Source organism: Clostridium sp. FS41, from assembly GCF_000954015.1.
Taxonomy (GTDB): Bacteria; Bacillota; Clostridia; order Lachnospirales; family Lachnospiraceae; genus Enterocloster; species Enterocloster citroniae.
Map to the genome: position 1 here is coordinate 300,233 of NZ_JYHN01000059.1, position 14,472 is coordinate 314,704.

Sequence of the window (14,472 nt, forward strand, 5' to 3'; positions counted from 1 at the left end):
ATTTGTGCCTCGTCATATTCTTACATAGAATACGATATAAGTCAAGCGAAAATTTATGGCTTTTTAAAAATTTTATAGTATAGTCCCTATTCCGTGATCTATCTGTTTGCCCTGCCGCAGACCCGGTCAATGTAGGAGCTGGGCGTCATTCCTGTCTTTTTCTTAAACAGCTGGGAGAAATACTGGGGATTGTTGCCCAGCCCCACCTCCTCTGCGACTGTCTGGATCTTATCCAGACCCCTGGATGCCAGAAGCTGTTTGGCTTTTTTGATGCGGATGTCGGCCAGATAGTTGGAGAATCTGACTCCTGTTTCCTTCAGGAATTTTTTGCTCACATAGTCCACATTCATAAAGAGATAATTTTCTGAAATATATTTTAACGTCAGGTTGTCATCCTGAAGATTTTGGCTGACATAGTCAAAGATCTGCCGGGTCATGGCGCTGACCGTCTGACCGGTGTCGGGTTCGCACAGGATCTCCCTCACCTTATCAATGACCAGATTTTTAAGATCTGTAAGGCTTTGACTGTTTTCAATCAGCATCAGCCATTCCGTGAGCTCAATGGAGGAGCGCTTAGGGTTGTTCAGGGTCAGCTTCATAAACAGGTTGCTGGCGATCTGCTTTAAAAAGGTGATATCGTTTATATCCTTGATCAGTTCGGTCAGCTTTCCAAGGGCCCCCTCCTGTCGGCCAAGGATGGACTGGCATAATAGCTCCAGCTCATTGATATGGGTATTGTAGTTGCAGGTGTAGAGCAGGTGGAAGTCGTTGATGTAATAGATCATTCCAAAGCGGCGGATCTTTTTTAAGACAACCACCAGAAGCTGTTTCAGGCTGGAGTAGAGGACGGATTCTGTTTCCAGGGTCACTGCCTGGTCCGGATAGTGCCTCTGGCGGATGAAACGCTCCAAATCCTGATAATTAGCGGCAAAATCCCGGAAAAACAGCAGCAGGGTATTGTTGACATAGATGCCGTGGATGATGACAGAGGAAATGTTCTCACAACAAAACAGCCTCAGGTCGTCCAGGAACTCCTCCAGGTGTTTAAAGGGCAGGAAATATACGTAGTACAGCCGGTATACCGTAAACCGGAAGTCGATGTAGGATTCATAGGCTCTTATGATCTCGGGAAAACTGCGGTTCTGGCAGATGCTGTCATTGATGATGCTGAATATCACATTGTGGTTCATGCGGTTGACTGCGGTGAACCGCTCAGACACGATCCGCTCCATGATCTTTTGCTGGTAACAGTCCTGCTTGCACTGCTCGATGCATTCTATGATCTGGGCTTCGTTACATGGCTTTAAGAGGTAATACTTTACCCCGTTTTTCATGGCCTCCTTGGCATATTCAAATTCACCGTAGCCTGAGAGGATGATGAACTGTACATTCAGGTCTGTGCGTGAAACCCTGTTGATCAGTTCCAATCCGTCCATGCCCGGCATTTTGATGTCAGTGAGCACAATGTCCGGGCTTTCGTCCATGATCATGTCATAGGTTTCCATACCGTTTTTGCACAGCCCCACAACTTCGATATCATAGTTTTCCCAGTGGATGATGGTGGAAATAGTCTCCCGGATAATGCGCTCATCATCCGCAATAATTAATTTCAGCATAGTCTTTTTCCTCTGTTCTGTATGGTATGGTGATGACTGCAACCGCTGTTTCATCCCGGTTCTTAAAGGACAGGCCGTATCCCTCCCCAAACAGCATCTGGATACGCTGATGGATGTTTACCAGGCCGATGCCAAAGCCGTGGGCATTCCTGGTACCGTCCAGGAGTTTTTCAAGCAGGCCCTCTTCAAATACAGACCCCTCGTTGGATACCTCCACGATCAGTACATATTCCCCGCTTTCAGGAATCTCTTTCCTGCGGGCGCTGATTGAGATCTCACAGGTTTCCATCATTTCCTCCATGCCGTAGCGGATCGCATTCTCAAGAAGGGGCTGGATGGTAAGGGGAAGGATGAGGGCGCCGCCCAGTTCCCGGCCGCAGTCGGTCTGGAACACAAGGCGTTCCTCAAAACGTATTTTCTGGATGGTCATGTAACTGCGGGCCAGGCTGATCTCATAGTCTAAGGTGACCAGGGGATTTTTGCTGCTTAAGGTGGCGCGCAGCAGTGTCCCGAGGGATTCCACCATGGAAGATATCTGCTGATCCTTAAGAGCCTTGGCGCGCCAGTTGATGGTCTCCAGCGTATTGTAAAGAAAATGTGGGTTTATCTGGGCCTCCAGCGCTTTCAGCTTTGCATCCCTGCTGAGAATCTGGTTGACATAATTGTTGTGGACCAGGTATTGGATCCGCCCGGCCATGGTGTCAAAATGCTGGTGGAGCCGGCTGATCTCATCGGTCCGCTGACTGTAATCCACCTGTACTTTGGGCATTTCCAACTCTGTGCTGCTGAAGAATTCCATTTTCTGGATCAACAGGTCAAAATCTTTTAGTATATAGCGGGTCAGCCGCCTGGAATACGCGATGGCGATCAAAAGCCCGATGATAAGCATTCCAAGGATCAGGCGGTAGGCCATGGTGGTGGAGCTGGCGATCTGGTCATAGGGGACAAGGTTTATATAGGTCCAGCCATAATAGGGAATGGTATTCTTTACCGCAAAGTAGCTGTGTCCGTGGCTGCGCACAATGCTGTAGGGCTGACCGGTCTGTTCCTTCAGCAGACAGGCGGTTTCCCGGTCAATTCCTGAGGAGGCATAGATCAGCTGATCCCGGTCAAACAGGATGTAGCTGGTATCGTCATAGGTGGTGACCGCCCGGTTGGCTTCACTGACGATCCGGTCCATGTCAACAAATACCAGCAGGTCGCCCAGATGGTTCAGCTCCAGGTTGTTGGCCTTTCGCACGCTCCGGCCAAGTATGTACAGGTTATGTTCATGATCAATGGTCCAGGTAATGGCGCCTTCCCGCTCCCTTGCCTTTTTTAGGGCTCCATTCACAAGGTCCTGGTCCGCATTGTTGGCCACCACAAAATTAGTGGCATTTTTAAACCGCCTGTTGTACAGTGCGATGGCCAAAACCCCGTCTTTTTTATAAGCCTGCTGGTAATTGTTGATGACCTGGCTGATTTCCCGGTTGGCGTTGGACCACACAATGGTATCGTCAATGCTGTCGATCCGGTTCAGGGCATCCTGGATAACGGAGGCCGAGATGGTGACGGAGGAGAGTGTCTCGATGCTGTTCAGATTGCTGGCTATGGTCTGGGAAGAAAAGGATAGGTTTCCGGAAATGGCCTTGTACAGCTGCTCGTTGTAGGCATGGGAGGAAATCTTAAGTCCTATCAGGGCAATGAGGAGGATCAGCAGCACATTGGAGCAGATCATTGCCAGAAGTTTATTCTTCAGGGAAAGGTCTTCAAATTTTCCTTTGATCCGTTTCAGATAGTTCATGTGCGCCTCCTGTGGTGCAGATTCTTGTCATAAATAAATATATACCATATTTTGGCACGGGACAAGGGGAACTTGTATTCGTCTAAAGTGCACAAAAAGTCGGAATTTTAACCATGGATATCGGTTTTTTTGATTGGTTTGCCTGAGAAAAAAAGTTATAATCAGTTCATCAAAGCAACAGAGAAAGAGGGAGGTATTACATCATGAAAAAGAAAATCGCGGTCCTGCTCACGTTGACCCTGGCAGCAGCCGGCCTGTCTGCATGCAGCGGTTCCTCAGGAACTTCCGGCACCCAGACCGCAGGCAGCAAGGCGGAAGGAGCTTCCACAGAAGCCCAGGCGCCGTCTTCGGAGGGCGGTGAGCTGGTTATGGCCTGGTGGGGAAATCAGGTGAGGAATGAGCGCACCCAGGCGATCCTGGATCTGTATTCCGAGCAGAATCCTGGGGTGACCTTTGACGGACAGTTTTCCGAGTGGGCGGATTACTGGAATAAGTTAGCCACCGCGGCTGCCGGACATTCCATGCCGGATATTGTACAGATGGATTACAAATACATTTCCCAGTATGTGAACAATGACCTGCTGGTGGATCTGGCCCCCTATATTGAAAACGGCACCATTGACGTGTCAAACTGCAATGAGGATGTACTGAATTCAGGCAAGGTGGGAGATGGGCTGTATGCGATCTGCAACGGCATCAATGCCCCGGCCCTGCTCTATAACAAGACAGCCCTGGATGAAGCGGGGATCACGGTAAAGGATAATATGACCATGGATGAATTCATCACCCTGTGCAGGGAGATCCGGGAAAAGACTGGTTATAAGACAAATATCGCCTACAACAACGGTGAGAACTTTATCGAATACTTCCTTCGGGCCAATGATGTGGTGATGTTCGGGGAAGGGAAGCTGGGCGGAACAGCGGAGGATTACATATCCTACTTCAAACTTTACGAGGAAGGGATCAGGGACGGCTGGGTAGTGGATCCCTCCATCTTTGCTGAAAGGACCATCGGTTCCGTGGAACAGGACCCCATGGTTTACGGCTCAAGCCCGGAGACCATGTCCTGGTGTGCCTTCAATTATACCAACCAGCTTACCGCGGTCAGAAGCGCTGCACCTGAAGGCGTTGAAATCGGTATGACCACATGGCCTTCGCCGGATCCGGTAAGATCCGATTACTTAAAGCCAAGCCAGTTCTTTGCCATTACAAAGGACAGTGCAAACCCGGATGAGGCGGCTAAGGTCCTTGATTTTATCACCAATTCCGTTGAGTGCAACAACATCCTGCTGGGAGAGAGGGGAATCCCGCTGTCAGCTTCCGTGGCCGATGCCATTTCCCCCAATATGGATGAGACCAGCCAGGAAGTGATCAAGTTCATCAACGAAGTGGTGTCTGAGAATTCCTCACAAATCAATCCGCCTTCCGCTGACGGTTCCAGCGAGGTAAATGATCTTCTCAACAAACTGGAGGAATCAGTGTGCTACGGCCAGATGACCGCTGAGGACGCCGGACAGCAGCTGTTTACAGAGGGTTCAAAGATCATGGAGTCCAAGAAAAATTAAGGATCTGCAAATAAGGATCTGCAAATAAGGATCTGCAAATAAGTATATGCAAATAAGTATCTGCAATTGAAAAGAGCGGCTGTAACCGGTCGCTCTTTTTATACCCGGCAAGCGCCCAAGGTACGGACGCTAAGTGCCCATAACGAGAGGAGTAGCTATGAAAGCTTTAAAACAGCAGCTCAGCAGGGAAAGCGTGGCCGGTGTACTGTTTACACTGCCTTTTACCATCGGATTCCTGCTGTTTATGATCGTTCCCATGGGAATCTCATTGTACTATTCGTTCTGTGACTACAATATCCTGTCACCGCCTGTTTTTACAGGCATGAAGAATTTTATCTCCATGTTCCGGGACGAAACGTTTTTTAAAACGCTGAAAGTGACGTTTTTCTTTGCCTTTGTCTCCGTGCCGCTCAAGCTTTTGTTTGCTTTGATCGTTGCAATGCTTTTGCTGGAGAACTCAAAAATGTCCGGATTCTACAGGGCGGCCTATTACCTTCCCTCCATTATCGGCGGCTCTGTGGCTGTTTCCATTCTTTGGAAGAGGATGTTTGCCATGGATGGGGTTGTGAACAAGCTGTTGGGACTGGTGGGAATAGAGACTAATTTTTCCTGGCTGGGCGATACAAGGACGGCCATATGGGTCCTGATCCTGCTGGTGGTATGGCAGTTTGGCTCCTCCATGCTGATCTTCCTGTCCTCCCTGAAACAGGTTCCCCAGTCACTGTATGAGGCGGCTGACGTGGACGGGGCCAGCGGTCCGGCGAAATTCTTCAAGATCACCCTCCCCCTGCTGACACCCACCATATTCTTTAATCTGGTGATGCAGATGATCAACGGATTTCTGGCATTTACCCAGTGCTACATCATCACCCAGGGAAAACCCATGAACTCCACCCTGCTATACACGGTGTATATGTATAAGCAGTCCTTTGAATTCTACAATACGGGATACGGTGCAGCGCTTGCATGGGTGATGCTGGCGGTGATCGGGCTGATCACCCTGTTCCTGTTTGCCACCAAACGTTTCTGGGTATATGAAGGAGGGCTCTGATTGTGAAAGAGAAGAGAGTTGCCAGGAAAATAGTATACCATGTCATCGTATTCCTGATCGGCATTATCATGATCTACCCTTTGATTTGGATGATCATGAGCTCCTTCAAGGAAAACAGCACGATTTTCTCCACGGCCGGAAGCCTGATCCCGGAAAACTTCATACTAAAGAATTATTCCACGGGCTGGAAAGGGTTTGGAAAGATTTCCTTTGCTGTATTTTTTAAGAACTCCCTTTTTATCTCCATTGTGGCAACAGCGGGTACGGTGGCAAGCTCCGCCCTGGTTGCCTATGGGTTTGCAAGGTTTAAGTTCCGGGGCAGGGGTATCCTGTTTGCAGCCATGCTGCTGTCCATGATGCTCCCGGCCCAGGTGCTCATGATTCCCCAGTACCTGTGGTATCAGAAGCTTGGATGGGTCGGTTCCTATCTGCCTCTGACCATTCCCTACTTTTTTGCGATCCAGGGCTTTTTTGTATACCTGATCTCCAACTTTATCAGCGGGATCCCCACGGAACTGGATGAGGCGGCCAAAATCGATGGATGTTCCTATGCAGGCATCTTTGGGCGCATCATGCTGCCGCTGATCAAGCCGGCCCTGGTCACAGCCTGTATTTTCTCCTTTATGTGGAGGTGGGACGATTTCCTTTCCGCCCTTTTATATGTAAGCAAGTCCGGCATGTATCCGGTCAGTCTGGCGCTGAAGCTTTTCTGTGATCCGGGTTCCTCATCGGATTATGGAGCAATGTTTGCGATGGCGACCCTGTCCATCCTGCCGTCCATCCTCATCTTCCTGTTCTTTCAAAAGTACCTGGTGGAGGGCATCAGTACCTCCGGATTAAAGGGGTGATGATATGAAGATAATTGACGCACACGTACATCTGGTACGGTATATCGCAGGCACGGGAGCCGGGGGTGAACTCAGGTACTCGGGAAACGGCATGGCGGAATATGCTTCGGGGGAGCGGTTTCAGATGCTGCCTGAGGAATTTTCACAGGGGGTGGTGACGCCCGAGGACATTTTGGGGAAAATGGATGAGAACGGAGTGGAGAAGGCGGTACTGCTCCAGGGCAACTACTTTGGATTCCAGAACCTTTATTCCCTGCAGGCCGCGGCGCGGTATCCAAAGCGTTTTAGGGCCGCCGCTTCCTATGACCCGTTCTGCCGGAACAAGGAACAGATACGAGAACACCTGTTTGAGAAGCTGGGGTGCAATATCGTGAAGTTTGAGGTGAGCACCGGCTCAGGGCTTATGAGCAACCATTTTACCCTTCCTCTGGATGGGGAGGTCATGAGAGCGGAGTATGATTATGCGGATGAGCACGATCTGGTGTTTGTCATTGACATAGGCAAATGTCAAAGTGAGAGCTGGCAGGTGGACCGGCTGAGGAACGCCATCACGGGGCACCCGGGCATGAAGTTTGTGGTCTGCCATCTGCTGGCCGTATCCATGAAAGATGAGGATAAGCTGCTGGAGGGGCTTAGGAAGCTGGCCCTGCCCAACGTATGGTTTGACCTTGCGGCCCTTCCCCACAACTGCGGGCCGGATGCTTATCCATACCCCAATGCGCTGCGGTACCTGAGACATGGGATTGAGATCGCAGGCGCCCACAAGCTCATATTTGGTTCAGATATCCCTTCTGTGCTGAAGGAGGACAGTTATTCCAACTTGATCCGCTATATTACAGACAGCCATGGACTGACCAGGGAGGAGAAAGAAATGATCATGTACCGGAATGCAGAGCATGTGTATTTCCGGCAGACAGGAGGAGAATATGAAATATAGAGATAATAAGGTAACGGATATCCAGATCGCATATATTGGCGGAGGTTCCAGAGGATGGGCATGGACGTTTATGACAGACCTTGCCCTGGAGGAACAGATCAGCGGCACCATCCGGCTGTATGATATTGATGAGACGGCGGCCGGGAACAATGAGGTGATCGGAAACCGTCTGATGCAGAGGGAGGATGCAAGGGGGGACTGGAGGTTTGAGACCAGGACGTCCCTTCAGGACGCGCTCACAGGCTGCGATTTTGTTGTTATATCCATATTGCCGGGGACATTTGACGAGATGGAATCAGATGTGCATCTTCCTGAACGACTTGGCATCTACCAGTCCGTGGGGGATACGGCAGGCCCCGGGGGAATGATTCGTGCCCTGCGCACCATTCCCATGTTTGTGGAGATCGCAGAGGCGGTCAAAGCGTATGCGCCCGGGGCATGGGTCATCAATTATACCAACCCCATGTCTTTATGTGTGAAGACCCTTTATCATGTATTTCCGCAGATCAAGGCGTTTGGATGCTGCCATGAGGTGTTCGGTACCCAGAAGGTGTTAAAAGGCATCTGCGAGGAGTACTGTGGGGAAAGGGGGATCGACTGGCATGATATATTTGTCAATGTGCTGGGAATCAACCATTTTACATGGTTTTCCAGCGCCTCCTATAAGGGCATTGACCTGTTCCCGGTTTACAGGGATTATATCAGCGCTCACTTTGAAGAGGGTTACCAGGTGGAAGGTGAGAACTGGATGAATTCCTCGTTTAAATGCGCCAATCGGGTCAAGATGGATCTGTTTAACCGCTATGGGCTGATCGCGGCAGCAGGTGACAGGCATCTGGCTGAATTCATGCCCGGGGATGAATACCTGAAGGATCCTGAAACCGCAGCCTCATGGAAATTCGGCCTTACCACCGTGGAGTGGAGAAAAAAGGACCTTCAGGAACGGCTGGATAAGGGACGCAGGCTGGCAGCCGGAGAGGAAGAGGTCAAGCTGGAGCCCACAGGTGAGGAAGGGATCCTTTTGATCAAGGCATTATGCGGTCTCACAAGGGTGGTCAGCAATGTGAACATCCCCAACACAGCATGCCAGATTACCAATCTTCCAGCCAGTGCGCTGGTTGAGACAAACGCCGTGTTTGAAAAGGACCATATATACCCCCTGGTGGCGGGAGAGGTGCCGGATCCTGTCAGGGCGCTGATCATGCCTCATTTAAAAAACCATGAGCTGATTATGGAAGCGGCTTTGAAGCCTGACCGGGAAAAGGTAGTGCAGGCATTTATGAACGATCCTCTGGTAAAGGGGAAAGGGTGCAATGAGGAGGATGTGGGGAATCTGGTGGATGAAATGATAAAAAATACCCGTAAATACCTTCCCGGGGATTGGAATTAAACAGATAAGAGGCATGCTTTGGAGCTGTTGCACGTATAAAAAGTGTACAGCTCCCTTTTTGGTGTTTATTTTTATTTGCAATTCCAGGCATATCAGTTTACAATACCTAAAGTAAGGAATTATTAAGGAACTTTAAGGAAAAACCAAAAGAACAGGAACTTGGGCCTGTGATATACTTTACAAAACAGAACGTAAGAGCGTGTTTGAACACTCATTCGCGCTTAAGGACAGGGAAAGGAGCATTGCTTTGGCAGATCAGGCAGAACAGATTGTCGCGGCGGATCAGGCAGAACAGATTGTCGCAGCGGATCAGGCAGAACAGATTGCTTTGGCAGATCAGGCATGTGAGGCGCCTCCCGGCCGGAAACCCGCCATATGCGTGAGGAACCTGTACAAGATATACCGTGTGGGAGAGACAAAGGTCCGGGCGCTGGACGGCGTGGACTTTGAGATATATAAAGGGGAGTTTGTAGCAATCGTGGGCACCTCGGGTTCTGGCAAATCCACACTCTTAAACATGCTGGCCGGCCTTGAGAAGCCCACCAAGGGTGAGATAGAGATCGGCAGGGTACATATAGAAAAGATGACGGAAAAACAGCTGGTTACATTCCGCCGTGAGCGGGTGGGATTTATTTTCCAGGCTTACAACCTGCTGAATACAATGAATGCGGTTGAGAATGTGGCCCTTCCGCTCTCCTTCCGCGGCATGTCCAAAAGGGAGAGACTTAAGAGGGCCAAGAAGTTCATGGACCTGGTGGGCGTGGGGGACCAGGCAAAACATATGCCCAACCAGATGTCGGGAGGACAGCAGCAGAGGGTGGGCATAGCCAGGGCGCTGGTGGTCAGCCCGGAGATCATATTCGCGGACGAGCCCACCGGTAATCTGGATTCCAGGACCACCATGGAGGTTCTGCGCCTGATGCAGACCATTGTGAGGGAGCAGGGACAGACCCTGGTCATGGTCACCCATGATAATAATCTGGCTTCCTATGCGGACAGAAGGATCAGGATCGTGGATGGAAAGATCGTGGCCATAGAGACCGGCGGCAGGCCGGCAGAGGAGAACCATATAGAAAAGGGAGTATGTGACAATGAGACCGATGAAAATGCGTAAAGGCTTGATAATCCTGTGGATGACAGCCCTGATGGCGGCAGCCCTGCCGGCCAATGCAATGGCCAGCAGCTACCAGCTGGGATATAACACCAATGCCAGCGACAATGACTATATTTCCACTACCAAGGCGCCCAGGGGAAGGATTGGAAAATCCATGTCCATTTCCTTCCGCATAAGGGCCACGGATGAGGATATGAATAACCTGAAGGTAAGCCTTCAGCAGACCAATGATTTCCAGCAGATTGAGGAGCGGGGCAACGGCGATTACACGGTGGACTATTACCCGTTTGAGATAATGGAAACCACGTTCCTGGCAAAGAGTGTGGGAAATATCAAGAAGGGCAATATTAAAAGCGTATCCCTTTCAGCCAATGTCCGCCGGGATGCCCAGCAGGGATATTACAGCATTCCCATCTATCTGGAGTGGGACGGCGGTTCGGATACGGACTATATCAATGTCTGGATCTCAACGGACACATCCTCGGGCGCAGATGACGAGGAGGATACAAAAGAGGGCAATTACTTTGTGATCGGGGAAAACCAGTCCACTCCCCGGGGCATCTACCCCAATGTAATGGACTATACGGTAAATTTCCGCAACAAGCGCAACACCACGGCCCAGGATGTGACTGTCAGCATGCAGCTGTCCGAGGATGATACCAAGTTCCCCTTTGAGATCAATGACGGAAACTATGACAGAACCTTTGAGCGGGTACAGTCAGGTGAGACCGTGTCGGCCTCATACAGCATGGCCATACGCAAGGATTCCTACAGCGGGTATTATCCCATCAAATATACCATTACCTTCCGCCTCAGTTCCGAGGGGGACCTGCACAAGGAGGAAGGAACATTTTATGTACATATCATATCCAAGGACAAGGAGGATGACCTGAGGGATTTTGACGCTAATGACAGGACCAAGGCAAGGCTTATTGTGGACAGCTATTATACGGTTCCGGAGCAGATCTTTGCAGGGGATGAGTTTGAACTGGTGCTGAACATGAAGAACGCATCCACCTCAGTGCCGGCCAGCAATATCCTTTTTAACCTGGAATCAGAGAAGGTATCGGACAGCGCGGTGTTCACAACGGAATCCGGTTCCTCATCCATGGTGGTCAATGACCTGGGCGCGGGGCAGAGTACAGAAGTACGTGCCAAATTCACGGCCAGGGCAGGGGTGGACCAGCGTTCCTACGCAATCACCATCAAGGAAAAGTACGACAGCCCTGAATTTAAGAACGCGGAAGAGAGCATTGTGGTGGACATACCTGTGAAGCAGTACGCAAAGCTCAGCACCAGCACCATTGACGTGATGCCGGACAGCATGACCGTTGGCTCCGAGTCCAATGTCATGTTTGGGATCAACAACACGGGCAAGGTGATCCTCTATAATGTGACGGCCACCTTTGAAAGTGATTCCATCAAAACCACGGACGCATATGTGGGCAACATAAAGCCGGGTGAGACAGGGAACGTGGACGTGATGCTTACAGGCATCAATCCCACCATGGATGACGGCACGGTGAAGATCTCCATTTCCTATGAAGATGAAAACGGTGTGGCTGCTGACCCTGTAGTAAAGGAGCTGACCCTGTTCATCACAGAGGAAGTGGATGAATCCTTTGACATGAATATGGACATGGAGGCAGGAGCCATGGACGCGCAGGCCAGTCCGTCCTTCTGGAGTAAGTATAAGGTGCTGATCATTGCAGGCGCAGTGGCGGCGGCAGGTGCAGGTGTGACTGCGGTTGTGGTTATCAGAAAGAAACGCAGGGCAGCTAAGGAAGAGGATGTAGACGATGAGATTTCCTGATCTTCTGATCATGAGCATTAACAATTTAAGACGCAGGAAGCTTAGGACCGTCCTCACAGTGCTGGGGGTCATCATTGGTACGGCTTCCATTGTGGTCATGGTATCCCTGGGAATCGGTCTTGACCAGATGTTTATGGAACAGCTTTCCTCCTGGGGCAGCCTGACCACCGTAGATGTGTACGGCGGTTCCGGGAGCAGCTATTACGGAGGCGCTGTCATGGTGGGCGGCGGCGGAAGCAAATCCTCCGATCCAACCTATATTACGGACGAGGTGATCGACAAATTCCAGCGCATCGGCCATGTGACCGGAGTGTCCCCCATATTGGATATGAATGTGGTGATCCGCCAGGGGGCCTACGAGGCACAGTACATGACCCTGCGGGGAGTGGGACAGAAGTTTCTGGAGCAGATTCCCTTGGGCGAAGGGCGCATGCCTGAACCCGGGGAAATGGGGCTGGTGTTTGGCAATACGGTACAGCAGGATTTTTACAATTCCAAGACAGGAAGAGGATACTGGGATACAGGGGAACTGCCGGATGTGGATTTTCTTAACAAACCTCTGTTTGTCATATTTGATATGGATGCCTACTTCCAGTCAAAGAATACCTCCAGCAGTTTTGGGAGTTCTTCCGATGACAGCCAGCCGCAGGTAAAACCTCCCAAGAAATATATGATGAACGGCATTGGAAAGGTGGAAGGCGGGCCGGAGGATTGGAATTCCTATTCCTACGGCGTGTACACGGATATAGATGGCTTAAAGGCACAGCTGAAAAAAGCATTCAAAAAAGGCACCGCTATCCCGGGACAGCCTACCAACAAAAAGGGAAAACCCCTGAATTATCTGGTGTACAGCAGGGCGCAGATCTATGTGGACGACATGGAGAATGTAAAGGAGGTCCAGTCCAAAGTGGCTGATATGGGCTTTCAGGTAAACAGCCAGATGGATTGGATGGAGAGTTCCAAGCAGCAGTCCCAGATGATACAGGCAGTGCTGGGAGGAATCGGCGCAGTATCCCTGTTTGTGGCCGCCATCGGCATTGCCAATACCATGATGATGTCTATCTATGAGAGGACCAAGGAAATCGGCGTCATGAAGGTGCTGGGATGTGATATGGGGAATATACGGAACATGTTCCTGATTGAATCCGGCTTTATCGGTTTTATGGGAGGAGTGATCGGCATTGGCCTGAGCTATGGAATATCGGGCGTGATCAACCGCTTTGTGAATATGGAGGAGATGAACGGCCTCACCGGCAACCTTTCCAGAATACCGCCCTGGCTGTCTCTTGCAGCAGTGGGATTTGCCATTTTCGTGGGCATGGCGGCAGGGTTTATGCCGGCCATGAGGGCCATGAAGCTGAGTCCCCTGGCAGCCATCAGGAATGATTAGTAAAACTTCTAAAAAACTATTGCAATATTAGCAAAAAAGATATATAGTAATAATATGGCGTGTGACTGGCGGATAAGTGGATGAACCACAGGGAGCACGCAGTATGGATTTTGTTGGATTGAGCCGACCGCCTGGGCACGTGTGTATTTTGCGTGCTCAGGGTTTCGGCTCTTATTTAATTGTACAAGAAAGAATGACAGTGTACCGGGAAATTCCGAGAGTACACCCACAAGCAAACGGAGGAATTACTATGAAACAGATGTCGCTGGAACAGGAACTGAGAAGCAATGCTTACCCGGGCCGGGGAATCGTCATCGGACGTTCTGAGGACGGAAGCAAGGCCGTAACCGCCTACTTTATCATGGGAAGGAGCGCCAACAGCCGTAACCGTGTGTTCACAGAGGATGGGGAAGGGATCAGGACCCAGGCCTTTGATCCGGCCAGGCTGGAGGATCCCAGCCTGATCATTTATGCCCCGGTCAGGGTTCTGGGCAACAAGACCATTGTGACCAACGGTGACCAGACAGACACCATTTATGAGGGAATGGACCATCAGATGACATTTGAACAGTCCCTGCGCTCCAGGGAGTTTGAGCCCGATGCCCCCAACTATACCCCAAGGATTTCCGGTATCATGCACATTGAAAATGGCGGCTACAATTATGCCATGTCCATTTTAAAGAGCAATAACGGCAATCCTGATTCCTGCCTGCGTTTTACCTATGCCTATGAGGCTCCGGCGGCAGGAGAGGGACGTTTTATCCACACCTACATGCATGACGGAGATCCTCTGCCAAGCTTTGAGGGAGAGCCCAAGGCAGTGGGGATCAGCGGGAACATTGACCAGTTTACGGACATGATCTGGAACAGCCTGGATCAGGACAATAAGGTTTCCCTCTTTGTCCGCTTCATTGATATCGCATCAGGCGCCTATGAGACAAGGATCGTGAATAAAAACAAATAAA

11 protein-coding genes and 1 riboswitch are annotated in these 14,472 nt (G+C 50.5%); of the genes, 9 read left to right on the top strand and 2 right to left on the bottom strand.

What is annotated here, in order from left to right:
- Nucleotides 1-98: 98 nt before the first annotated feature.
- Nucleotides 99-1,616 carry a response regulator gene (locus CLFS41_RS13410; RefSeq protein ID WP_007858133.1) on the bottom strand — a complete coding sequence of 506 codons (1,518 nt, stop codon included), beginning with the start codon at nt 1,614-1,616 and terminating at the stop codon, nt 99-101.
- On the bottom strand, nt 1,591-3,399 hold the full coding sequence (locus tag CLFS41_RS13415) for a sensor histidine kinase (RefSeq protein ID WP_007858131.1): 1,809 nt from the start codon (nt 3,397-3,399) through the stop codon (nt 1,591-1,593). Before CLFS41_RS13415 ends, CLFS41_RS13410 begins: the two co-directional genes overlap by 26 nt.
- A gap of 203 nt (nt 3,400-3,602) precedes the next feature.
- On the opposite strand from CLFS41_RS13415, the gene CLFS41_RS13420 reads away from it, so the two are divergent.
- The 9 genes from CLFS41_RS13420 (at nt 3,603) to CLFS41_RS13460 (ending at nt 14,471) form a co-directional block, all read left to right on the top strand.
- Nucleotides 3,603-4,964 carry an ABC transporter substrate-binding protein gene (locus CLFS41_RS13420; RefSeq protein WP_045092542.1) on the top strand — a complete coding sequence of 454 codons (1,362 nt, stop codon included), beginning with the start codon at nt 3,603-3,605 and terminating at the stop codon, nt 4,962-4,964.
- A 157-nt stretch (nt 4,965-5,121) separates the two neighbouring features.
- On the top strand, nt 5,122-6,015 hold the full coding sequence (locus tag CLFS41_RS13425) for a sugar ABC transporter permease (RefSeq protein WP_007858119.1): 894 nt from the start codon (nt 5,122-5,124) through the stop codon (nt 6,013-6,015).
- A gap of 2 nt (nt 6,016-6,017) precedes the next feature.
- Nucleotides 6,018-6,863, top strand: coding sequence for a carbohydrate ABC transporter permease (locus CLFS41_RS13430; protein ID WP_007858118.1), 846 nt, complete (start codon nt 6,018-6,020; stop codon nt 6,861-6,863).
- 4 nt (nt 6,864-6,867) lie between these two features.
- On the top strand, nt 6,868-7,800 hold the full coding sequence (locus tag CLFS41_RS13435) for an amidohydrolase family protein (protein WP_045092543.1): 933 nt from the start codon (nt 6,868-6,870) through the stop codon (nt 7,798-7,800).
- Nucleotides 7,790-9,190: a glucosidase gene (locus CLFS41_RS13440; RefSeq protein ID WP_007858116.1), complete on the top strand. Its 1,401-nt coding sequence runs from the start codon at nt 7,790-7,792 to the stop codon at nt 9,188-9,190. The genes CLFS41_RS13435 and CLFS41_RS13440 overlap by 11 nt, the downstream gene beginning before the upstream one ends.
- Before the next feature lie 328 nt (nt 9,191-9,518).
- On the top strand, nt 9,519-10,304 hold the full coding sequence (locus tag CLFS41_RS13445; RefSeq protein ID WP_117451034.1) for an ABC transporter ATP-binding protein: 786 nt from the start codon (nt 9,519-9,521) through the stop codon (nt 10,302-10,304).
- Complete coding sequence (locus tag CLFS41_RS13450) at nt 10,282-12,117, top strand: CARDB domain-containing protein (protein ID WP_007858113.1); 1,836 nt, start codon at nt 10,282-10,284, stop codon at nt 12,115-12,117. The genes CLFS41_RS13445 and CLFS41_RS13450 overlap by 23 nt, the downstream gene beginning before the upstream one ends.
- Nucleotides 12,104-13,507, top strand: coding sequence for an ABC transporter permease (locus CLFS41_RS13455; protein WP_007858111.1), 1,404 nt, complete (start codon nt 12,104-12,106; stop codon nt 13,505-13,507). The genes CLFS41_RS13450 and CLFS41_RS13455 overlap by 14 nt, the downstream gene beginning before the upstream one ends.
- 51 nt (nt 13,508-13,558) lie before the next feature.
- Nucleotides 13,559-13,651, top strand: a riboswitch (ZMP/ZTP riboswitch).
- A gap of 106 nt (nt 13,652-13,757) precedes the next feature.
- Complete coding sequence (locus tag CLFS41_RS13460; RefSeq protein ID WP_007858104.1) at nt 13,758-14,471, top strand: IMP cyclohydrolase; 714 nt, start codon at nt 13,758-13,760, stop codon at nt 14,469-14,471.
- Nucleotide 14,472: the final 1 nt, after the last annotated feature.

Coding starts and splice junctions, on each gene's coding strand:
- CLFS41_RS13455 (WP_007858111.1), top strand. CDS start 12,104: ATGAGATTTCCTGATCTTCTGATCATGAGCATTAACAATTTAAGACGC.
- CLFS41_RS13435 (WP_045092543.1), top strand. CDS start 6,868: ATGAAGATAATTGACGCACACGTACATCTGGTACGGTATATCGCAGGC.
- CLFS41_RS13440 (WP_007858116.1), top strand. CDS start 7,790: ATGAAATATAGAGATAATAAGGTAACGGATATCCAGATCGCATATATT.
- CLFS41_RS13450 (WP_007858113.1), top strand. CDS start 10,282: ATGAGACCGATGAAAATGCGTAAAGGCTTGATAATCCTGTGGATGACA.
- CLFS41_RS13410 (WP_007858133.1), bottom strand. CDS start 1,616: ATGCTGAAATTAATTATTGCGGATGATGAGCGCATTATCCGGGAGACT.
- CLFS41_RS13460 (WP_007858104.1), top strand. CDS start 13,758: ATGAAACAGATGTCGCTGGAACAGGAACTGAGAAGCAATGCTTACCCG.
- CLFS41_RS13415 (WP_007858131.1), bottom strand. CDS start 3,399: ATGAACTATCTGAAACGGATCAAAGGAAAATTTGAAGACCTTTCCCTG.
- CLFS41_RS13425 (WP_007858119.1), top strand. CDS start 5,122: ATGAAAGCTTTAAAACAGCAGCTCAGCAGGGAAAGCGTGGCCGGTGTA.
- CLFS41_RS13420 (WP_045092542.1), top strand. CDS start 3,603: ATGAAAAAGAAAATCGCGGTCCTGCTCACGTTGACCCTGGCAGCAGCC.